The following is a 21,336-nucleotide window of genomic DNA, read 5'->3' on the forward strand; positions in this document are numbered from 1 at the left end:
GGCAGGGGGCGCCTCCCTAGGATGCCCGTTCTTGGTGCAACCCAAGGTGCACCTCCAATAACAAGGGACCCGCCGACAATGAGCCTGAGTAACCCCACCCTGATCGCTTTTATGGTGTACATCACCATCATGCTGCTGATAGGCCTATTAGCCTGGCGCGCCACACGTAATCTATCGGACTACATCTTGGGCGGCCGTCGCCTCGGGGGCCTGGTTACGGCATTGTCCGCCGGTGCTTCGGACATGAGTGGCTGGTTGCTGATGGGCCTGCCCGGTGCCATTTACCTGAGCGGGCTGTCGGAGGTGTGGATCGCCGTGGGGCTGACGGTAGGCGCCTACTTGAACTGGCGGCTGGTCGCAGGGCGCTTGCGCGTTCACACCGAACACAGCGGTGATTCGCTTACCCTGCCGGATTACTTCGCGGCGCGCTTCAATGACCGCAGCGGCGTGTTGCGGGTCATTTCCGCGGTAGTGATCCTGGTGTTCTTCACCATTTATTGTGCCTCTGGGATAGTAGCGGGTGCGCGGCTGTTCGAAAGCACCTTCGGTGTACCTTACGAGCAAGCGCTGTGGGTCGGTGCCGGGGCAACCATCGCCTATACCTTTATCGGTGGCTTCCTGGCGGTAAGCTGGACCGACACCGTGCAGGCATCGCTGATGCTCTTCGCGCTGATTCTCACGCCCATCGTGTTGCTGTTGGCCTCCGGGGGCGTGGACACTACCTTCATGCATATCGACATGGCCGACCCCGCGCACTTCGACATCCTGCGGGGTACCACCTTGATAGGCATCATCTCGCTGCTGGCCTGGGGCCTGGGCTACTTCGGCCAGCCGCACATCCTGGCTCGTTTCATGGCGGCCGACTCGGTGAAATCCATTACCAAGGCACGGCGTATCTCCATGACCTGGATGATCCTGTGCCTGGTCGGTACCTGCGCGGTGGGCTTCTTCGGCATTGGCTACTTCCAGCTCAACCCTGAGCAAGCCAGCGCGGTGGCCGCCAACCCCGAGCGTATCTTTATCGAGTTGACCCGCATCCTGTTCAACCCTTGGGTGGCTGGCGTGCTGCTGTCGGCGATCCTGGCCGCGGTGATGAGCACCTTGAGCTGCCAATTGCTAGTGTGCTCCAGCGCTCTGACCGAGGACTTCTACCGTCACTTTGTCCGCAAAACTGCGTCGCAACGTGAGCTTGTGTGGGTGGGCCGTGCCATGGTGCTGTTGGTGGCGGTGATTGCCATTGCCCTGGCGGCCGACCCGAATAGCCGCGTACTGAGCCTGGTGAGCTATGCCTGGGCCGGTTTCGGCGCGGCCTTCGGCCCGGTTGTGATCATTTCGGTCTTGTGGAAGGGTATGACCCGCTATGGCGCATTGGCAGGGATCGTGACCGGTGCTGTTACTGTGGTTGTATGGAAAGTACTTGGCGGGACCGAAGGGTATGAGGCCATGGCGCAGGTATACGAAATCATCCCTGGGTTCGTGCTGGCCTGTTTGGCCATTCTGTTGGTGAGTTCGCTCACGGACACCAGCGAGGCCGTCAAGCAACGCTTCGATGCTGCCGATAAAGCCTGGCGCGCCCAGCGCAGCTGACACCTGGCCGGCCCCTGGCCTTTGGCTAAGGGGCTGGCGCACGGTAAACTCATGCTCTGCCCAGGAGTAACCATGAATTACCGCCACGCCTTTCATGCCGGCAACCACGCCGACGTTTTCAAGCACCTTGTGTTGAGCCGCCTGATTGCCCTGATGGCACGCAAGGAGCAGCCTTTCGCTTATCTCGATACGCATGCGGGCGTTGGCCTGTACGACCTACACGGCGACCAGGCCAGCCGCACGGGTGAGTATCGCGAAGGTATCACGCGGTTATGGCAGGTTGAGCAGCCGCCGGCCTTGGCCGCTGATTACTTGCGGGTCGTGCGCAAATTGAACCCCGATGGCGAGCTGCGCTATTACCCTGGGTCGCCCGAAGTCGCTCGCCGCCTGGCCCGGCAACAAGACAGCCTGCAATTTAACGAAAAACACCCGGACGACGGCCTGGCGCTCAAAGACAACATGAAGCGCGACCCGCGCGTGGCCGTGCACCGGGGCGAGGGGTGGCATGTGCCCAGGGCCTTGCTGCCTACGCCGGAAAAGCGCGCGATCATGCTGATCGACCCCCCCTTCGAGCAGCCAGATGAGTTGCAGCGCTGCGCTAAGGCTGTAAAAGAAGCCATTGCCCGGATGCGGCAAACCGTCGTAGTGGTGTGGTACCCCATCAAGGATGAAAAAAGCCTGCGCCGCTTTTATCAAGAACTGACCAGCACGGGCGCGCCCAAGCTGCTCAAGGTCGAGTTGTTCATTCACCCCGCCGACAGCGGTGAGCGCTTGAACGGCTCGGGGCTGGCCATCGCTAACCCGCCTTGGGGTTTGGAAGACGAGCTAAAGGCGCTGCTACCCTGGCTGGCCCAGTTGCTTGGGCAGAGCGGCGGCAGTTGGCGCATGGACTGGCCAATTCCGGAATAGCCCTTGTTCATGACCCGTTCAACCGTCTGTAGGAGTGAGCAATAGCTCGCGAACAAGGGCCGTGAGTCCAACCTAAGTTCCCGGGTGTAGCCCTTGTTCGCCAGCTTCGCTGGCTCCTACAGAGGTAGCATTTTCAAGCCGGTAAGCATACCCCGGTGCCGCCAATGCCACAGTAACCCGCTGGGTTTTTGGCCAAGTATTGCTGGTGGTAGGCTTCAGCGTAATAGAAGGCTGGCGCCTCTTGCACTTCAGTGGTGATGTCCGGATGGCCTGCCTTGCGCAATTCTTCCTGGAAGGCCTCGCGAGTGGCTAGCGCGGTATGCAACTGAGCCTCGCTGGTCGTGAAGACTACTGACCGGTATTGGGTGCCAATGTCGTTACCCTGACGCATGCCTTGAGTAGGGTTGTGAGATTCCCAGAACACTTTCAACAGGTCTTCGTAGCGGGTTTCTTTAGGATCGAACACCACTTTGACCACTTCGCTGTGGCCGGTCAGGCCAGAACACACCTCTTCATAAGTAGGGTTAGGCGTATAGCCACCGGCGTAGCCCACGGCGGTGGCGTACACGCCGGGTTGCTGCCACAGGCGCCGCTCGGCACCCCAGAAGCAGCCGAGCCCGAAGTAGGCCACTTCCTGCCCTTCAGGGTAAGGGCCTTGCAGCGTACGGCCATTGACGAAGTGCTCGGTTGGCACGGCCATGGGCGTGTCGCGGCCAGGCAATGCCTGTTGCGCGGTGGGCAGTTCGTTTTTGTTTACAAGAATTTCCGAGCGCAGCGCCATGGGGGTTACTCCGCAAAAACTGATACAGCGCTACATACTGCCTGAGCCGCGCGCTGCTGTCAGGTAGCGGGGCCACGCGGGTAGCGCTTGAGCGCGTCCACCAGTCGAGCGGAAGGAATAGGGCGGTCGAACAGGTAGCCCTGGCCCACATCACAGCGATGGCGACGCAGGAAATTCAACTGCTCAGCAGTTTCGATGCCCTCGGCTACCACCTTGAGCTTGAGGTTATGGGCCATGGCGATGACCGCGGAGGTGATTTCCATATCGTCCTGGCTGGTAGGGATATCGTTAATAAAGCTGCGATCGATCTTGATGATGTCGATCGGGAATTTCTTCAGGTAACTCAACGAAGAATAACCTGTGCCGAAGTCGTCCATGGCCAACGACAAACCCAGGCTTTTCAGCTGGCCCAGCAACAGACGTGTGTCCTCGGTGGCTTCGAGTAGCAACCCCTCGGTCAGCTCCAGCTCCAGCAGGTTGGGCGGGAGCTGCTCCTCAGTAAGGATCTGACTGATGGACGCCACCAGGTCAGGGTCGGAAAACTGTTTGGGCGACAGGTTGATCGCCACATGAAGCGGCCCATGGCCCGCGGCGGTCAGTTGCTTGCTCATTCGGCAGGCCTGGCGCACCACCCATTTCCCGATAGGGATGATCAGGCCGGTTTCTTCCGCCACGCTAATGAATTGATCCGGGCCGATCATACCCTTTTCAGGATGATTCCAACGCAGCAGCGCCTCCATGCCCAATAGCCGACCAGAGCGCAGGCACAGCTTGGGCTGGTAGAACACTTCCAGCTCGTTCTGGGTCAGGGCGCGGCGCAGGTTGTTTTCCACAAACAGTTTGTAGCTAGCTTCGGCATTCAGGGCTTCGGTGAACATCTGCACTTGATGCTTGCCGTTGGCCTTGGCCTTGTGCAGGGCCAAACCCGCGTTTTTCATAAGGGTTTGCGGGTCACGCCCATGCAGAGGCGCGCAGGCCAAGCCTACCGAGGCGGTCACGTTGATCAATTGGTTGTCCACGAACATGGGCTTGTCGAGGGTCTTGAGTACCTGGAAGGCCAATTGCTGGGCGGCTTCCGGGGCGGTGTCGTCAAGCAGCACGGCAAACTCGTTACTGGCGAAGCGAGCCAAGGTACCGGCAGGGCTTAAGCTGTTTTGCAGGCGCCGGGCCAGGCTGATCAACAGCTTGTCGCCGGTTTGATGGCCGAGGCTGTCGTTGATCCGCTTGAAGTTGTCGATGTCCACCAGCATCAGCGCGATAGGGGTGTCTACATCACTGGCAAAACGTTCGTCCAAGGTGCGAATGAACGCGGGGCGATTGCCCAGGTTGGTGAGGTTGTCTGTGTACGCCAGCCGTTCAATGCGCTGCTGCGCCAGCTTGGACTGGGTAATGTCCTCGTAGATGCCTATGTAATGGGTCAGCTCCCGATGGTCGTTGAATACCTTGGAGATCGACAGCTGGCCCCAATAGGGTTCCAGGTTCTTGCGACGACTCTTGAATTCGCCCTGCCAACTGTTGCTCTTGGCCAGGCTGGAGGGCGCATCGAACAACAGCTCATTAAGGTTTTCCAACGCGGGCAGCTCGGAAAGGCGGTGGCCGCGTACTTCATCGGAGCTGTACTGGGTGATTGCGGTAAAGCTTGGGTTGACGTACTCCACCACGCCGTCGCAGTTAACCAACAGGAAGGCATTGGCGCTTTGCTCTACCGCGCGCTGGAACAAATGCAAGGCGCTAGCCGCGGTGCGGCGATTGTGGCTGGTAATCACCTGGGCGAACTGATCGGCCAGCTCGCCAGCGAAGGCGATGTCGTCCGACTGCCAGGCGTGGCCGGCGGCGCGGGCCTCCAGGCAAAGCACCCCTACCACCTGACCATCCACCCGGATGCTGACGTCGAGCACCGACCCGGCATCGTTGCGGCGCGACGCCGTGGGTAGGCCAGGGGCACGTTGATTGGCCAGAGACGTATTCGCATCCACCGCGCGGCTGCGATGGAGGGCGTCCAGGTAATCCGGGTAGCGGCCCGCATCGATGGGGGCTGGCAGGCTGTATCGCTTGGAAAGGGCGTCATACGCCACTATGGGTAGCAACCGTTGATCTTCCAGGTGCCAGATACTGGTTGCGTCTATCTGGTAAATCTCGCAAGCGCTGCGGGTAATGAGTTCGGCGGCTTCACGCAGAGAATCGTTCGTGGTGTAGCGCTGGCGTGCCAACTTCAGAATCAAATCCTGCTGGGCACGCACCCGTTCAAGGTGCTGCAGTTGGTCTTGCTGGGCTCGCTGATTGAGTTCCAGCGCTATCTGAAGACGACCCTGTTGGCTGTCTCGCCCGTTCCATGAAAGCGCCACGGCTTCATCGATAGGGCCCTCGATCACCAGCAAGTAACCTCTCAAGAGTTGGCGGCTGTGGTGTTTGTAAGGTTCACCTACTTCGAGCATGTGGACAGGCCCGTTAGGCGAATGGGCTACGTACTGCACCAGATAACGGGCACGTTTGGCCAATTGAGCCTGGATGGTGTTGTGCAGCCGATGACGCGTATCGGGCTCCATCAGGCTGGCGTAAGGGGCGCCCAGCAATGCGCACAAATCGGAAGCTGAGTAACCGAGAGCCTTCTCGCAGTGCGAATCCAGGTACAGCAAGGCCCAATTGGGCTCGTTGAGCCGTTCGAAACGCAGCATGCCCAGACGCGAAGGCACCGGAAGCTGCGTAACGACCTCGGCTGCCAGTTTAGCGGCAGCATCCGGGTGGCTTTTCATCGAGAACTCGCTTCAAGGAAACTGGTTGGCGCAGATCCATCTGGCTAATGATGACACGTCCAGCAAGGTTGCATGATGACATCACGGCTTACAAGAGAAGCAATGGCTTTATGCCTTCATTCGAACGGTTACGCGTCGGTTTTTTACAACAGCCAGTGAAACCGGACCTGGAAACCGCATCACTATAGTTGACATTTGATTGACGTCAAACCCTGTGACAGGGTGCAAAAAAAGCCCTACGCGAGCAGGGCTTGTGGCAGCTGGGTTTTTAGGCCTGGCTACCTGAAACGAACTGCCGCGCCAGGGCGGACGCGGCGGCATTTTTACAGCAACATCGTGCGAATATCGCCCAGCACATCGCTCAACCGCTTGGTAAACCGAGCAGCAGCGGCACCATTGATTACGCGGTGATCATAGGATAGGGACAAGGGCAGCATGAGCTTGGGCTGGAATGCTTTACCATCCCAAACAGGCTGCATGGTGGCCTTGGACACACCCAAGATAGCTACTTCCGGTGCATTGACGATCGGCGTGAAGCCGGTGCCGCCAATGTGACCAAGGCTGGAGATCGTGAAGCACGCCCCCTGCATGTCATCGGAGGCCAGCTTTTTGCTGCGTGCTTTTTCCGCCAGGGCAGCGGCTTCGGCAGCCAATTGCAGCAGGCTCTTCTGATCGACGTTCTTGATCACGGGCACCAACAAGCCATCAGGGGTGTCCACGGCAAAGCCGATGTTCACGTACTTCTTGCGAATGATGGCTTTACCGCTCGGCGCCAGCGAGCTGTTGAAGTCTGGCAGCTCCTTGAGCAGGTAGGCGCACGCCTTGAGCAATAAAGGCAGCACGGTGAGCTTTACCCCGGCCTTTTCAGCAACGGCCTTTTGGCCCACGCGGAAGGCTTCCAGCTCGGTGATATCAGCCTGGTCGAATTGAGTGACGTGCGGCACGTTGAGCCAGCTGCGGTGCAGGTTGGCGGCGCCTACCTGCATCAAGCGGGTCATCGGCACTTCTTCCACTTCCCCGAAGCGGCTGAAGTCTACGGTTGGAATCGGAGGGATGCCCGCGCCGCCAGTGGCCGCGGCGGCGGCAGGCGCCTCTTTGGCCTTGTTCATCATGGTTTTGACGTAGGCCTGTACGTCTTCCTTGAGGATACGGCCATGGGGGCCGGTAGCACCGACCTGAGCCAGATCTACCCCAAACTCACGGGCCAATTGGCGGACCGCCGGGCCTGCATGGACCTTACCGCTTGGCGCGGCCGGTGCAGGTGCGACCGCTGGTGCCGGAGCGCTGGCAGCTTTGGGTGCGCTGGCGGTAGGTGCGTCAGCCTTGGGGGCCGAAGCAGGTGCCGCAACGGGGGCGCTGCCAGCGACCTTGAGCTTAAGGATCAAATCACCGGTGCCGACATCGCTTTCCAGTTGGGCAATGACGCTTTCCACCACGCCGGCTTCTGGAGAAGGGATCTCCATGCTGGCCTTGTCGGATTCCAGGGTAATCAGCGACTGGTCCTTCTCGACCTTGTCACCCGGCTTGACCAACACTTCGATGATCTTGGCTTTGCCTGACGAGCCGATGTCTGGCACGTGGATATCTTTTACGGTGTCACCCGCCGGTGCTGGTGCAGCGGCGGCTTCGGCAGGCGCCGGAGCGCTGGCTGCCTGGGCCGGTGCAGCGCCAGAACCGGAACCAGCAGCCTTGAGGGTGAGGATCAAGTCACCGGTACCCACTTCGTCGTTCAGGTTCACACTGATGCGTTCGACCACGCCAGCGGCTGGAGAGGGGATCTCCATGCTGGCTTTGTCGGACTCCAGGGTGATCAGCGACTGATCGGCCTCGACGGTATCGCCTACCTTGACCTGGATTTCGATAATTTGAGCCTTGCCCGACGAGCCAATATCCGGCACGTGGACGTCCTGGCTCGCACCCTGGCTGCTGTCGCTTGGCGCGGCGGCAGCGGACGGGCGGGTTTCCTCGGCTTCATCCGGCGCGCTGGCTGGCGCGGCCTCGGTTTCAGCAGCCGGGGCCGGGGCAGCAGCGGCCTGGTCACCTTCGACCTCCAGCTCCAGCAGCTCGTCGCCTTCCTTGAGCCGGTCACCCAGCTTCACCTTGATGGTTTTGACAACGCCCGCTTTCGGTGCCGGCACTTCCATGCTGGCTTTGTCCGATTCGAGCGTGACCAGGCTTTGTTCGGCTTCGATGCGGTCGCCGACCTTGACCTGTATCTCGATAACTTCCCCTTCACCGCTGCCGATGTCAGGTACGTGAATAAGCTCGCTCACGAATGTTCTCCTCAGCAGTCCAGGGGGTTGCGCTTGTCAGGATCGATGCCGAACCGAACGATGGCCTCAGCCACCACTTTAGGTTCGATATCGCCACGGTCTGACAAAGCTTCAAGCGCGGCCAGCACGATGAAATGGCGATCCACTTCAAAGAAGTGACGCAGTTTCTTACGGCTGTCGCTGCGACCGAAGCCATCGGTACCCAGGACCTTGAACTCTTTGCTCGGCACCCACTGGCGAATCTGTTCGGCGAACAGCTTCATGTAGTCGGTAGAGGCGATAACGGGCCCCTTGCGGCCGCTCAGGCACTGTTCCACGTAGCTCTGCTCAGGCTTCTGGCCAGGGTGTAGGCGGTTGCTGCGCTCCACGGCCAGGCCGTCGCGGCGCAGTTCGTTGAAGCTGGTAACGCTCCACACGTCCGAGCCCACGCTGAACTCCTCGCGCAGGATCTTCGCCGCTTCGCGCACTTCCCGCAGAATGGTACCCGAGCCCAGCAGTTGCACGTGATGCGCCGCTTCACGGGTGTCTTCTTCGAGCAGGTACATGCCTTTAATGATGCCGTCTTCAGCGCCAGCTGGCAGGGCAGGCTGGGCGTAGGCTTCGTTCATCACGGTGATGTAGTAGAAGATGTCCTGCTGCTCTTCCATCATCTGGCGCATGCCTTCGCGGATGATCACCGCCAGTTCATAGCCATAGGTGGGGTCGTAGCTGCGGCAGTTCGGAATGGTCGCCGCCATCAGATGGCTATGGCCATCTTCGTGTTGCAGGCCTTCACCGTTGAGGGTGGTACGCCCCGCGGTGCCGCCGATCAGGAAACCACGGGTGCGGCTGTCGCCAGCGGCCCAGGCCAGGTCGCCGATACGCTGGAAGCCGAACATCGAATAGAAGATGTAGAACGGCAGCATTGGCTGGTTGTGGGAGCTGTAGGCGGTACCGGCGGCAATGAAGGACGACATGGCGCCGGCTTCGTTGATGCCTTCTTCGAGGATCTGGCCCTTCTTGTCCTCGCGGTAGAACATCACTTGGTCTTTATCCACCGGGTCGTACAGCTGCCCCACGGACGAATAGATACCCAACTGGCGGAACATGCCTTCCATACCGAAGGTACGGGCTTCGTCCGGAATGATCGGGACGATGCGATGGCCCAGCTCCTTGTCCTTGACCAGTTGGGTCAGGATGCGCACAAAGGCCATGGTAGTGGAGATTTCGCGGTCGCCTGAGCCATCGAGAATGGCCTTGAGGGTGTCCAGTGGCGGCACCGGCACACTGAAGCTCTTGGCGCGGCGCTGCGGTACGAAACCGCCCAGGGCATTGCGGCGTTCGCTCAGGTACTTGGCTTCGGCGCTACCAGGCTCGGGCTTGAAGAAGGCCATTTTTTCCAGGTCTTCGTCACGCACGGGGATATCAAAGCGGTCGCGGAATTTGCGCAGGCTGTCTACATCCACCTTCTTGGTGTTATGGGCGGTGTTCTTCGCCTCGCCAGCACCGGTGCCGTAGCCCTTGATGGTCTTGGCCAGCACCACGGTCGGTTGGCCCTTATGGTTCACGGCCTGATGATACGCCGCATAGACCTTGTACGGGTCGTGGCCGCCACGGTTGAGCTTCCAGATCTCGTCATCGGACAGGTCAGCGACCATGGCCTTGAGTTCCGGGGTGTTGAAGAAGTGTTCGCGCACAAAGGCGCCATCCTTGGCTTTGTAGTTTTGGTACTCGCCGTCGATGACTTCGTCCATGCGACGCTGCAGGATGCCGTCGGTGTCCTTGGCCAGCAGCGGGTCCCAGAAGCGGCCCCAGACCACTTTGTTTACGTTCCAGCCGCCACCACGGAACACGCCTTCGAGTTCCTGGATGATCTTGCCGTTACCGCGAACCGGGCCGTCGAGGCGTTGCAGGTTGCAGTTGATGACGAAGATCAGGTTATCCAGCTTCTCGCGACCCGCCAGAGAGATCGCGCCGAGGGATTCTGGCTCGTCGCACTCGCCGTCGCCCATGAAGCACCAGACTTTCTGCTTGCCTGCGGGGATATAACCGCGGCTTTCCAGGTACTTCATAAAGCGCGCCTGGTAGATGGCCTGGATTGGCCCCAGGCCCATGGATACGGTGGGGAACTGCCAGAAGTCAGGCATTAGCCAGGGGTGTGGATAGGAGGATAGCCCTTGGCCGTCCACTTCCTGACGGAAGTTATCCATCTGCGCTTCGCTGATACGGCCTTCCATGAAGGCACGGGCATACACGCCCGGCGAGGCATGGCCCTGGAAGAAGATCAGGTCGCCGCCATGCTCCTCGGTAGGGGCCTGGAAGAAGTAGTTGAAGCCAATGTCATACAGCGTGGCGCTCGAGGCGAAGCTGGAGATGTGTCCGCCCAGGTCCGGATCCCTGAGGTTAGTGCGAACGACCATGGCCAACGCGTTCCAGCGCACCAGCGATCGGATGCGGCGTTCCATGAACAGGTCGCCAGGCATACGCGCTTCGTGGGTAACGGGAATCGTGTTGCGATAGGGGGTAGTGATGGCGTAGGGGAGTTGAGAACCACTGCGGGTGGCCAATTCGCCCATTCGGGTCATCAGGTAGTGAGCGCGGTCTTCGCCTTCTTTGTCGAGAACCGACTCCAGGGCGTCCAGCCATTCCTGGGTTTCGACGGGATCGAGGTCTTGCATGGCTTGCTCCAGGGCGGAAAGGCCACCAGAATCGATGACCTGAGTTTGCGACTGGCCTTGTGGGCAGACGACATGAATTCTTGGATCACCGGTGGTTGGGCCCGGTGTCCTGTAGTTTTACTACAAATCAGCACTTATTTCATGTGCCGCGGTACGGGGGGCAGGTGGAAACCTATAGCGCGCGGCGGCAAAATGCCGCGGTACATTGCACGCGCAATGCCTTCGCTATATCTAAAACAAGCTCCAGAAGGGTTTCCCTTGATGGCTACTGCCAAAATTAAGCAGGTTTTAGCTATTTCCAACCTTTGTTGGACAGTCCGATCACGCGTCCCCTTTCATTTTTGCTCTCTGCGGCCGCCCGTGGGCGAGCTCAAGGATAGACCATGCCCCGTCCCGAGCTGATCCCGTTATCCGACGTACTGCAGGCCAATGCTGTTTCTCGTTTGGCCAGCCTGCGAGAGGCTGTGGCCGCTCTGGGCACTCCCGGGCCGCTCGCGTTCCCTTGCGGGGATCAGGCGTTGGGCCGTGTGTGCGCGCTCAGTGACTTTGTCTTCGAGCAATTGCTCCGGGACCCGGCCCTGTTGCCGGCGCTGGTCGAGAGCGGCGAGTTGCTGCGGGAGTTCGCGCCGGGGGAGCTGCGAGGGCAAGTACAAGCGGCCCTGGCGAGCTGCGATAGCGAAGATGCCCTGGCCAGCGCGTTGCGTCGCCAACGCAACCGCCAGCAGGTGAGAATCATCTGGCGTGACCTACTGCGCCTGGCCGACCTGCAGCAAACCTGCCGTGACTTGTCCGAGCTAGCCGATAGTTGCATTGATGAAGCCTACCAATGGCTCTACCCGCAGCATTGTCAGCAATTTGGGACGCCCATGGGGCGGCGCTCTGGCGAGCCTCAACAGTTGATCGTGCTGGGCATGGGGAAGCTCGGTGCCGGAGAGCTCAACCTGTCTTCGGACATCGACTTGATTTTCGCCTACCCCGAAGGCGGCGAAACCCAAGGCGCCCGCCGCTCTGAAGATAACCAGGCGTTTTTCATCCGCTTGGGCCAGCGCCTGATCAAGGCACTCGATCCGGTCACGGTGGATGGCTTTGTGTTTCGCGTGGACATGCGCCTGCGCCCTTACGGTTCAAGTGGCGCGTTGGTGCTCAGCTTCAATGCGCTGGAGCAGTACTACCAAGACCAAGGCCGAGACTGGGAGCGCTATGCCATGATCAAGGCGCGGGTTGTGGCCGGGGATCAGCCAGCCGGCGCACAGTTGCTCCAGCTACTGAAGCCCTTCGTCTATCGGCGCTACCTGGACTTCTCCGCGATCGAAGCCCTGCGCACCATGAAGCAGTTGATTCAACAGGAAGTACGGCGCAAGGGGCTGGCCCATAATATCAAGCTGGGTGCCGGGGGGATCCGCGAAGTAGAGTTCATCGCGCAGGCTTTCCAGTTGATCCATGGCGGGCGGGACCTGAGCCTGCAACAACGGCCATTGCTTAGCGTATTGGCCACTCTGGAGCGCCAGGGCTACCTTCCCGCGCAGGTAGTGGACGAGCTGCGCGACGGCTATGAATTCCTGCGTTATACCGAGCATGCGCTGCAAGCGATCGGCGACCGTCAGACTCAGATGCTTCCGGACACCGAACTGGATCAGGCGCGGGTGGCCAGTATGCTCGGCTTTGCCGAATGGGCGCGGTTCCACGCGGAGTTGATGCGTTGGCGGGAGCGGGTGGCCTGGCATTTCCGAGGTGTGATCGCCGACCCGGATGAAGACGAAGACAGCGGTGATCTGGTAGTAGGGGCGGAGTGGCTGCCGCTGTGGGAAGAGCGTCAGGACGACGAGGCTGCACGCCTGCAATTGGCCGAAAGCGGCTTTGCAGAGCCTGCCAAGGCCCTGGAGCGGCTGGCCAGCCTGCGCAACAGCGGCCAATTGCGAGCCATGCAGCGCATGGGGCGTGAGCGGCTGGATGCCTTTATTCCCCGGTTGTTGGCCCAAGCCAGCGAGCACGCCGAGCCTGACTTGGTACTGGAGCGGGTATTGCCCCTGGTGGAAGCCGTGGCCCGGCGCTCGGCCTACCTGGTACTGCTGACCGAGAACCCTGACGCCCTGCGTCAGTTGCTTACCCTCTGCGCCGCCAGCCCCTGGATCGCCGAGCAGATGACCCGCTTCCCCTTGCTACTCGACGAGCTGCTTAACGAAGCCCGGCTGTTTCACCCGCCCTTGGCGCCTGAGCTGGCGGCGGAGCTGCGCGAGCGCTTGGCGCGTATTCCCGAAGACGACCTTGAGCAACAGATGGAAGCCCTTCGCCACTTCAAGCTGGCCCATAACCTGCGGGTAGCGGCCGCGGAAATCGCCGGTACCTTACCGTTGATGAAGGTAAGCGATTACCTTACATGGCTGGCCGAAGCGATCTTGGCCGAAGTGCTGGCGCTGGCCTGGCGCCAGACCGTTGCCCGTCATGGCACGCCCTTGCGCCCTGATGGCAGCCCGTGCGACCCAGGGTTTGTGATCCTGGGCTACGGCAAAATGGGCGGGCTGGAGCTGGGCCATGGTTCAGACCTGGACCTGGTGTTTATCCACGACGCCGACGGCGTGGCCGAAACCGATGGCGCCAAGCCCATCGACGGCGCCCAGTTCTTCACCCGGCTGGGGCAGCGGATCATTCACCTGCTTACCGCCCAAACCAACTCAGGCCAACTCTACGACGTGGACATGCGCCTGCGGCCATCCGGTGCCGCTGGCCTGCTGGTGAGCTCATTGGCCGCGTTCGAGCGTTACCAGCAACAGCAAGCCTGGACCTGGGAACACCAGGCGTTAGTCAGGGCACGGGTATTGGTCGGGGACTCCGGCGTGGCCGGCGCGTTCGAAGCTATCCGGGCGACGGTGCTGCGCCGAGCGCGCGACCTGCCGCGCCTGCGCGAGGAGGTGTCGGAGATGCGCGCGAAAATGCGTGACAACCTGGGCAGCCGGTTGACCGCCGCCGGGCGGGGTGCCAATGCCTTCGAGGCCCAGTCGCCCTTTGATATCAAGCAGGACGCCGGAGGTATCGTCGATATCGAATTTATGGTGCAATACGCCGCCTTGGCGTGGTCGCGGGAACACCCCGCGCTGCTGCGCCATACCGACAACATTCGTATCCTCGAAGGCCTGGAGCAGGCACGCTTGATGGCTCAGGCCGACGCGAACCTGCTGCGTGAGGCCTACAAGGCTTACCGTTCCGTGGCGCACCGGTTGGCCCTGCAAAAGCAGGCTGCGGTGATTGCCGGGGACCAGTTCATTGCCGAGCGTCGCGAAGTCATGCGTCTCTGGGCGGAGCTAGGGTTAGCGTAATGGGTGAACGCCCGCTGTCGCGCTACGTTAAACTTAGAAAATCTTGAAAGGGAGGCGTTGGCCTCCCTGATCGTTTGCGGAATACCCATGAGAATTCTGATCATCGGGCCCAGCTGGGTCGGCGACATGGTGATGGCCCAGACGCTGTTCCAGTGCCTGAAGGCTCGCCATCCTAAGTGCCAGATCGACGTGCTAGCCCCAGAGTGGAGCCGGCCGATCCTTGAGCGCATGCCTGAAGTACGTCAGGCGCTGAGCTTCCCTTTGGGCCATGGCGTGCTGGGCCTTACCATTCGGCGGCGCATTGGCCGGTCGTTCAAGGGCCAGTACGATCAAGCCATCGTGCTGCCCAACTCGCTCAAGTCCGCCCTGGTGCCGTTTTTCGCACGCATACCTCGCCGCACCGGTTGGAAAGGTGAGTTTCGCTATGGGCTGCTCAATGATGTGCGGCAGCTCGATAAAACGCAGTATCCGTTGATGATCGAGCGTTTCATGGCCCTGGCCTTTGCCCCTGGTGAAACATTGCCAACGCCTTATCCTCAGCCGCGCCTGCGAATCGACCCTGCCAGCCGGGCGCAGGCTTTGGAGCGCTTTGGGCTCGCACTGGACCAGCCGGTGCTGGCGCTGTGCCCTGGCGCGGAGTTTGGAGAGTCCAAACGCTGGCCTGCCGAGCATTACGCCGATGTAGCAGAAGCCCGCATCCGCCAGGGGTGGCAAGTGTGGCTGTTCGGTTCACAGAAAGACCAGCCAGTGGCCGAGGCCGTCCGCGATCGGTTGATCCCTGGCCTGCGCGAGGAAGCGGTCAACCTCTGCGGCAATACCTCCCTGGCCGAAGCCATCGATTTGATGTCCTGTGCCAGCGCCGTCGTGTCCAATGATTCGGGGCTGATGCATGTGGCCGCGGCACTGAACCGCCCCCTGGTTGCGGTATATGGGTCGACCTCACCGGGCTTCACTCCGCCCTTGGCCGATCAAGTGGCGGTGGTGCGACTGGGGCTGGATTGCTCGCCTTGTTTCGAGCGTACATGCCGCTTTGGCCATTACAACTGCTTGCGTCAGTTGGACCCGCAGCGGGTGGTGGAGGCCCTTAAAGGCATGGAGCCCGCCGAAATGATTTCAGTGATGGCGGGGGCCGATTAAGTGCGGGTACTGCTGATCAAGACGTCTTCTTTGGGTGACGTTGTCCATGCCCTGCCGGCCCTCACCGACGCGGCCCGTGCCATTCCAGGCATTCGCTTCGATTGGGTGGTGGAAGAGAGTTTCGCTGAAATCCCTACCTGGCACCCGGCCGTAGACAAGGTGATTCCGGTGGCTATCCGCCGTTGGCGTAAAGGCCTGTGGAACACCTTGAAAAGCGGAGAGTGGAGCCGCTTTAAACAGCAGGTGCGCGAGCGGCAATACGACCTGGTGATCGATGCCCAGGGCCTGCTCAAAAGCGCTTGGCTCACGCGTTATACCAAGGCGCCGGTGGCGGGTTTGAACAAAGCCTCTGCCCGCGAGCCCCTGGCGGCGCGTTTTTATGATCGCAAGCTGGGGGTGGTGCGCGGGCAGCACGCGGTAGAGCGGGTGCGCCAGCTGTTTGCCTTGGCCTTGGGCTACGACTTGCCACAAACCCTAGGGCAGTATGGCCTGAGCCGCTCCCGTCAACTCGCGGTACCGCACCCAGTTCCCTTCGTGGTGTTTTTGCACGGCACCACCTGGGACAGCAAACACTGGCCGGAGGCCTACTGGCGAGAACTGGCCGAGCGTTTGGGCTTGGCCAATATTGGCGTACGCCTGCCGTGGGGCAACGAGGCCGAATTTCGCCGTGCCCATCGAATCGCCGCGGGCCTGGGCAATGTGGCGGTGTTACCCAAGCTCAACCTGGCTGGGGTGGCTGAGGTGTTGATCAAGGCGCGGGCCTGCGTGGCGGTGGACACCGGCCTGGGGCATCTGGCCGCGGCCCTGGACGTGCCTACGCTGTCGCTCTATGGCCCTACCAATCCTGGGTTGACCGGTGCCTACGGCCGAGCTCAGGAGCACTTGGGCAGCGACTGGCCCTGTGCGCCCTGCCTGCAAAAAAACTGCACCTACAAGCCGACGCCAGAAGACCTGCGCCGGCACAACATCACTCGCGAGTGGCCGCTGTGCTTCACTCGCGTGAACCCTGAGCGGGTGGCAGGGCGCCTGAGCGCGCTGTTATTGGCCGAGGACCTGCGTTAATGCAACTGGCTTTTGTGCTGTACAAGTATTTCCCATTCGGCGGCCTGCAACGCGACTTCATGCGCATTGCCCTTGAATGCCAGCGGCGTGGCCACCAGGTACGGGTGTACACATTGATCTGGGAGGGCGAGGTGCCCGCGGGCTTCGAAGTGCTGGTTGCACCCGTGAAAGCCCTGTTCAATCACCGGCGCAATGAAAAACTCAGCGCTTGGATGGCCGCAGACCTGGCGCGCCGCCCCGTGGACCGGCTTATCGGTTTTAACAAAATGCCGGGGCTGGACGTGTACTACGCCGCCGACGGCTGTTTCGAAGACAAAGCCCAAACCCTGCGTAACCCACTTTATCGGCGCTGGGCCCGTTATCGGCACTTCGCCGAATACGAGCGCGCGGTGTTCTCACCTCAGTCCACCACCCAGGTGTTGATGATTTCCGAGGTGCAACAGCCTTTGTTCGTAAAGCATTACGGTACGCCGCCGGATCGCTTCCACCTGCTGCCTCCAGGCATCTCCCAAGACCGCCGCGCTCCTGACAATGCCGGTGAGGTGCGCGCGGCTTTTCGCCAGGAGTTTGGCCTGGGCGAGCAAGACCGCCTCTTGGTGCAGATCGGCTCGGGGTTCAAGACCAAGGGCGTGGATCGCTCGCTCAAGGCCCTGGCCGCGTTGCCGTCAGCGTTGCGCCAGCGTACCCGACTGTTCGTGATCGGCCAGGACGACCCTAAAGTCTTCCAACTGCAAAGTACGGCCCTGGGGCTCAACGACCAGGTGCGGTTCATGAAAGGCCGCAGTGATATTCCGCGCTTCCTGCTGGGCGCCGATGCCTTGATTCACCCGGCCTACAACGAAAACACCGGCACCGTGCTGCTGGAAGCGGTTGTAGCCGGCCTGCCGGTGTTGGTAACCGCAGTGTGTGGGTATGCCCATTACATCGATGAAGCCCAGGCAGGTGTAGTGGTGCCTGAGCCTTTCGACCAAGGCGAGCTTAACCGTCAACTGCAACGCCTGCTGGAAGATGACAGCGCGCGCGCGCAATGGTCACGCAATGGCCTGGCCTTCGCCGATACCGCTGACCTGTACAGCATGCCGGAGCATGCCGCCGATGTGATCCTGCGGGAGCGTAACCCATGAAAGTGATGCTGGCCGAGCCCTTCAAGCGCCTATGGGCGGGCAGCGACCCCTTCGTGGCCGTGGAAGCACTTCAGGGGCAGGTTTACCGCGAACTGGAAGGCCGCCGTACCCTGCGTACCGAGGTCGACGGCCGTGGCTATTTTGTGAAGATCCACCGTGGCATCGGCTGGGGCGAAGTGTTCAAAAACCTCTTTAGCGCCAAGTTGCCGGTGTTGGGCGCCGGTCAGGAGTGGGCGGCGATCAAGCGCCTGCACCAGGCCGGCGTGCCCACCATGACGGCAGTGGCCTATGGCGAGCGTGGCGCCAACCCTGCGGCGCAGCATTCGTTCATCGTGACCGAAGAATTGGCGCCTACGGTCAGCCTGGAAGACTACAGCCTGAACTGGGCCACCCAGCCACCCCCGGCGCCACACAAGTGGGCGTTGATCCAGCGGGTAGCCGACATGACCGGCGGCATGCACAGGGCCGGCGTCAATCACCGGGACTGCTACATCTGCCACTTCTTGCTGCATACCGATCAAGGCTTCGATCCCGAGCATTTTCGCCTGTCGATCATTGACCTGCACCGTGCCTATACGCGTCAGCGCATCAGCCGCCGCTGGCGCGACAAAGACCTGGCCGCGCTGTATTTCTCGGCGCTGGATATCGGCCTTACCCGTGGCGACAAGCTGCGTTTCCTGAAGGCGTACTTCCAGCAACCGCTGCGCCAGGTACTGCGCGACGAAGCGCAATTGCTCGCCTGGTTGGAGCGCAAGGCCACCCAGCTGTATGCCCGCAAGCAACGTTATGGGGATGCGCTCTGATGGCAGGCTGGACACTGGACCCGGAGTATCAGAACCTAGCGACCGTTTTTGGCAGCCTGGACGCGGTGTTCGCTCTCAAAGGGGAGCAGTTGACCCGTGACCCGATGTCCGAGCTGGTGCGGGTAATGCACGAAGGCGTGGCCTACTACGTGAAGCGCTACACCAGCGCCGGCAAGGGCCTGCGCCGCTACTTGGGCAAGCCTCGGGTCAAGGCCGAGTGGCAAAACCTCAAGCGTTTCGCCAAATGGGGCATACCTACCGCTCAGGTGGTGGGCTTTGGCCTGGAGCGGGACAACGGCTCGTTCGGACGCGGGGCGATGATCACTCGGGAGCTGCCCGCCACCGAAGACCTGTGGGTGCTGACGCGCCGTGATGATCCACGCCTGCGCGACCGGCAATGGGTGGACCAGGTTAGCCAGCAGTTGGCGCGCCATACCCGCAACCTGCATGACCACCACTTCACCCATAACGACCTGAAGTGGCGCAACCTGCTGGTGGATGCCAACGCCAAGGTGTACCTGATCGACTGTCCCAATGGCGCGTTCTGGTGGGGCTTTATGCTCCGGTATCGCATTACCAAAGACCTGGCCTGCCTGGACAAAGTCGCCAAGTATCAGTTGTCGGCCACCCAGCGGCTGAGGTTCTACCTTCAGTACCGTGGGCGGCAGCGGCTGAACGTTTCGGATAAAAAACGCATCCGGCATATCGTCGGTTTCTTCGAGGGCCGCGAATGACGCCGTTTATCGCGCCGGGGGATGAGCCAGTGTTGGCCAGCCACGGTTTTACTACGTTCGATGCGCTCTGGGCGCTGCCCTTGACCGCAGTGGACGAAGCCAACGTAGGCCGTGGCGGCTGGAGCCAGGTGTTTCGGCTGGACCTGGGTGGCCAGGGTTTCTACCTCAAGCGCCAGGCCAATTACCTGACCCGCAGCCTCGGCCACCCCTTGGGTGAACCCACGGTCGCCCGTGAATTTCGCAGCATTCAGCGCTACCAGCAGTTGGCGGTTCCGGCCCTGGAGGCCAGTTACTTCGCTGAGCGTCGTCATGCCGGGGAATGGCAAGCGATGCTGCTGACCCGGGCCTTGGATGGCTGGAGCGAGCTAGGCGCCTGGCTGGCACAATGGCCTGTGCTCAACCCCGAGCGGCGCGCGGCCTTGTTGAAAGTCTGCGGGGGGTTGGCGCGCCAGCTGCACGCGGCTGGTCTGGTCCACGGTTGCTTTTATCCCAAACATATTTTTTTGCGGCGTGAAGGTGAAGGTTTCGAGGCACGGCTGATCGACCTTGAAAAAACCCGACGGGCCTGGTTTGGTCAGCGCGACCGGGTGCGTGACCTCGAACCTCTGCTACGACGGGCTACGGTGTGGTCTGAGATGGACATCCGAGGTTTCCTGGCGGCCTACCTTCAGGCACCTGCGTCCGATCCGCAGGTCACTGCCTGGATGGAGCGGCTGTTGGTGCGTCGTCGTCACAAGGAGGCCCGTTGATGGACCTGCAACACTTGGCGAGATCAGGCCGAACCCCCGCGCTGCCTATGACCCTGGCCCTGGCCGATGCCGCCGGGCCGGCGGAATTGCAATTGCTCAGCCTGTTGCGGGTATTGCCGGGGCAACGTTACGTCGGTGCTGGCGTGTGGCGGGGCCGTCCGGTGCTGGCCAAGTTGCTGGTCGGGCCGCGCGCGGCACGGCAGTTCCAGCGTGAACGAGAAGGCGCCAGGCTCTTGGCCAGCCAGAAGGTCACCACGCCCAGGCTACTGGCCGAGGGGCTGCGCGAAGGCGAGGGTGGCTGGTTGCTGTTTGAATTCTTGGAGGGCGCCGAAAGCTTGGCCGTGGCCTGGGAGCGAGTAGCGGCGCTGGCCCCCTTGGCCGATGCTCAAAGCGCGGTGCTTGGTGAAGCCCTCGAAGCGATCGCCGGGCTGCATGCCAAAGGCCTTTGGCAGGAAGACCTGCACTTGGACAACCTGCTACGCGCTGAGGGCAAGCTCTATGTGGTAGACGGTGGCGGCGTACGCGTCGAGCAGCCGGGTGTGCCGCTTTCCCGCCAACAGGTGCTGGAAAACCTAGGGGTGTTTTTCGCCCAGCTACCACAGACGCTTACGCCTTTTTTCGAAGAGTTGCTGGTGTATTACCTGCTTGCCAACAACGAGCATGCATTACCCGTTGAAGCGCTGGAAAAGCAAATCGCCAAGGTTCGTGCATGGCGATTGGCGGATATCCTCAACAAGGCCGGGCGTGATTGCAGCCTGTTCAGCGTCAGCCGCAGGCTTTCTGGGCTGCGAGTTGTGGTGCGTGCGCAAGAAGCATCAATCCTTCCTGTGCTTACCAATGCCGATGCCTTGATCGAGCAAGGTTACTTGTACAAGACCGGTGGCGCGGCCACGGTGGCACAAGTCAATGCCCAGGGCCGTGCGCTGCTGATCAAACGCTACAACATCAAGGGCATAGCCCATTGGCTCAAGCGATTCTGGCGCCCAAGCCGCGCCTGGCATTCCTGGATAGAGGCCCAGCGCCTGATGTTTCTGGGCATTGCCACGCCCAAGCCGCTAGGGGTGCTAGAAACCCGCACCCTGGGATTGCGTGGCACAGCCTACCTGGTGACCGAGCACCTTAATGGCCCAGACTTGATGGCGTGTTTCACTCCCTATGTGGACGACGGGCAGGTACCCGAGGCGCAACTCCTGGCCCTGGATGCGCTGTTCGCCAGGTTGATCGCCGAGCGCATCAGCCATGGTGACCTCAAGGCGCACAACTTGTTCTGGGAGCAGGGCCAGTGGTCGCTCATCGACCTGGACGCCATGCAGCAGCATGGCAGTCAAGGCAGCTTCGCTCCCGCCTACGCCCGAGACCGGGCCCGCTTCCTGCGCAATTGGCTCCCCACCAGCGCGCTGTACCAATTGCTGGATAAGCGCCTGCCTCGCTTGTAACCGTTGGTCACAGGGGG

General features: G+C 61.2%; 13 protein-coding genes and 1 pseudogene. 10 read left to right on the forward strand and 4 right to left on the reverse strand.

All coding sequences use genetic code 11. The annotated features are described in order from the left end of the window. Nucleotides 1-78 precede the first annotated feature (78 nt). A complete protein-coding gene (gene putP / locus ACWKV4_RS03485; protein WP_483831083.1) occupies nucleotides 79-1,587 on the forward strand; it encodes a sodium/proline symporter PutP in 1,509 nt (502 codons plus the stop codon). Nucleotides 1,588-1,659: 72 nt separating this feature from the next. Further along, nucleotides 1,660-2,496, forward strand: coding sequence for a 23S rRNA (adenine(2030)-N(6))-methyltransferase RlmJ (locus tag ACWKV4_RS03490; RefSeq protein WP_483831082.1), 837 nt, complete (start codon nucleotides 1,660-1,662; stop codon nucleotides 2,494-2,496). Nucleotides 2,497-2,629: 133 nt separating this feature from the next. Here the strand turns inward: ACWKV4_RS03490 and msrA are convergent, their stop codons facing one another. From msrA to aceE, 4 genes are all read right to left on the reverse strand, one after another. Then, nucleotides 2,630-3,277 (reverse strand): peptide-methionine (S)-S-oxide reductase MsrA, encoded by a 648-nt coding sequence (msrA, locus tag ACWKV4_RS03495; protein ID WP_483831081.1) that lies wholly within the window; start codon nucleotides 3,275-3,277, stop codon nucleotides 2,630-2,632. A 59-nt stretch (nucleotides 3,278-3,336) separates the two neighbouring features. Further along, the gene (locus ACWKV4_RS03500; protein ID WP_483839541.1) at nucleotides 3,337-6,030 is read right to left on the reverse strand and encodes a sensor domain-containing protein; all 2,694 of its coding nucleotides are present in this window, start codon (nucleotides 6,028-6,030) and stop codon (nucleotides 3,337-3,339) included. Between the two features lie 323 nt (nucleotides 6,031-6,353). Further along, a complete protein-coding gene (gene aceF, locus ACWKV4_RS03505; protein WP_483831080.1) occupies nucleotides 6,354-8,303 on the reverse strand; it encodes a dihydrolipoyllysine-residue acetyltransferase in 1,950 nt (649 codons plus the stop codon). 11 nt (nucleotides 8,304-8,314) lie between these two features. Then, nucleotides 8,315-10,960, reverse strand: coding sequence for a pyruvate dehydrogenase (acetyl-transferring), homodimeric type (aceE, locus tag ACWKV4_RS03510; protein WP_483831079.1), 2,646 nt, complete (start codon nucleotides 10,958-10,960; stop codon nucleotides 8,315-8,317). A gap of 515 nt (nucleotides 10,961-11,475) precedes the next feature. Here aceE and glnE point away from each other — a divergent pair. The 8 genes and pseudogenes from glnE to ACWKV4_RS03550 all read left to right on the forward strand — a co-directional run. Then, a pseudogene (gene glnE / locus ACWKV4_RS03515) lies at nucleotides 11,476-14,274 on the forward strand (bifunctional [glutamate--ammonia ligase]-adenylyl-L-tyrosine phosphorylase/[glutamate--ammonia-ligase] adenylyltransferase); the annotation flags it as partial. 87 nt (nucleotides 14,275-14,361) lie between these two features. Further along, nucleotides 14,362-15,411, forward strand: coding sequence for a lipopolysaccharide heptosyltransferase II (waaF, locus tag ACWKV4_RS03520; RefSeq protein WP_483831078.1), 1,050 nt, complete (start codon nucleotides 14,362-14,364; stop codon nucleotides 15,409-15,411). Beyond that, entirely contained in the window at nucleotides 15,412-16,473 is a 1,062-nt protein-coding gene (gene waaC, locus ACWKV4_RS03525) for a lipopolysaccharide heptosyltransferase I (protein WP_483831077.1), read from the forward strand. It begins immediately after the preceding gene. After that, nucleotides 16,473-17,597 (forward strand): glycosyltransferase family 4 protein, encoded by a 1,125-nt coding sequence (locus ACWKV4_RS03530; RefSeq protein ID WP_483831076.1) that lies wholly within the window; start codon nucleotides 16,473-16,475, stop codon nucleotides 17,595-17,597. The genes waaC and ACWKV4_RS03530 overlap by 1 nt, the downstream gene beginning before the upstream one ends. Then, complete coding sequence (gene rfaP, locus ACWKV4_RS03535; RefSeq protein WP_483831075.1) at nucleotides 17,594-18,400, forward strand: lipopolysaccharide core heptose(I) kinase RfaP; 807 nt, start codon at nucleotides 17,594-17,596, stop codon at nucleotides 18,398-18,400. The genes ACWKV4_RS03530 and rfaP overlap by 4 nt, the downstream gene beginning before the upstream one ends. After that, entirely contained in the window at nucleotides 18,400-19,134 is a 735-nt protein-coding gene (locus ACWKV4_RS03540; protein ID WP_483831074.1) for a lipopolysaccharide kinase InaA family protein, read from the forward strand. The genes rfaP and ACWKV4_RS03540 overlap by 1 nt, the downstream gene beginning before the upstream one ends. Then, complete coding sequence (locus tag ACWKV4_RS03545) at nucleotides 19,131-19,883, forward strand: lipopolysaccharide kinase InaA family protein (protein WP_483831073.1); 753 nt, start codon at nucleotides 19,131-19,133, stop codon at nucleotides 19,881-19,883. Before ACWKV4_RS03540 ends, ACWKV4_RS03545 begins: the two co-directional genes overlap by 4 nt. Next, complete coding sequence (locus ACWKV4_RS03550; protein WP_483831072.1) at nucleotides 19,883-21,319, forward strand: lipopolysaccharide kinase InaA family protein; 1,437 nt, start codon at nucleotides 19,883-19,885, stop codon at nucleotides 21,317-21,319. The genes ACWKV4_RS03545 and ACWKV4_RS03550 overlap by 1 nt, the downstream gene beginning before the upstream one ends. The last annotated feature ends 17 nt before the right edge of the window (nucleotides 21,320-21,336 follow it).

The sequence above is a fragment of the Pseudomonas artemisiae genome, from assembly GCF_057128685.1.

Bases quoted from the DNA above. Each gene is read 5' to 3' on its own strand.
- ACWKV4_RS03540 (WP_483831074.1), top strand. From the start codon at position 18,400: ATGGCAGGCTGGACACTGGACCCGGAGTATCAGAACCTAGCGACCGTT.
- ACWKV4_RS03500 (WP_483839541.1), bottom strand. From the start codon at position 6,030: ATGAAAAGCCACCCGGATGCTGCCGCTAAACTGGCAGCCGAGGTCGTT.
- ACWKV4_RS03545 (WP_483831073.1), top strand. From the start codon at position 19,131: ATGACGCCGTTTATCGCGCCGGGGGATGAGCCAGTGTTGGCCAGCCAC.
- ACWKV4_RS03530 (WP_483831076.1), top strand. From the start codon at position 16,473: ATGCAACTGGCTTTTGTGCTGTACAAGTATTTCCCATTCGGCGGCCTG.
- waaF (WP_483831078.1), top strand. From the start codon at position 14,362: ATGAGAATTCTGATCATCGGGCCCAGCTGGGTCGGCGACATGGTGATG.
- ACWKV4_RS03550 (WP_483831072.1), top strand. From the start codon at position 19,883: ATGGACCTGCAACACTTGGCGAGATCAGGCCGAACCCCCGCGCTGCCT.
- rfaP (WP_483831075.1), top strand. From the start codon at position 17,594: ATGAAAGTGATGCTGGCCGAGCCCTTCAAGCGCCTATGGGCGGGCAGC.
- aceE (WP_483831079.1), bottom strand. From the start codon at position 10,960: ATGCAAGACCTCGATCCCGTCGAAACCCAGGAATGGCTGGACGCCCTG.
- putP (WP_483831083.1), top strand. From the start codon at position 79: ATGAGCCTGAGTAACCCCACCCTGATCGCTTTTATGGTGTACATCACC.
- ACWKV4_RS03490 (WP_483831082.1), top strand. From the start codon at position 1,660: ATGAATTACCGCCACGCCTTTCATGCCGGCAACCACGCCGACGTTTTC.
- msrA (WP_483831081.1), bottom strand. From the start codon at position 3,277: ATGGCGCTGCGCTCGGAAATTCTTGTAAACAAAAACGAACTGCCCACC.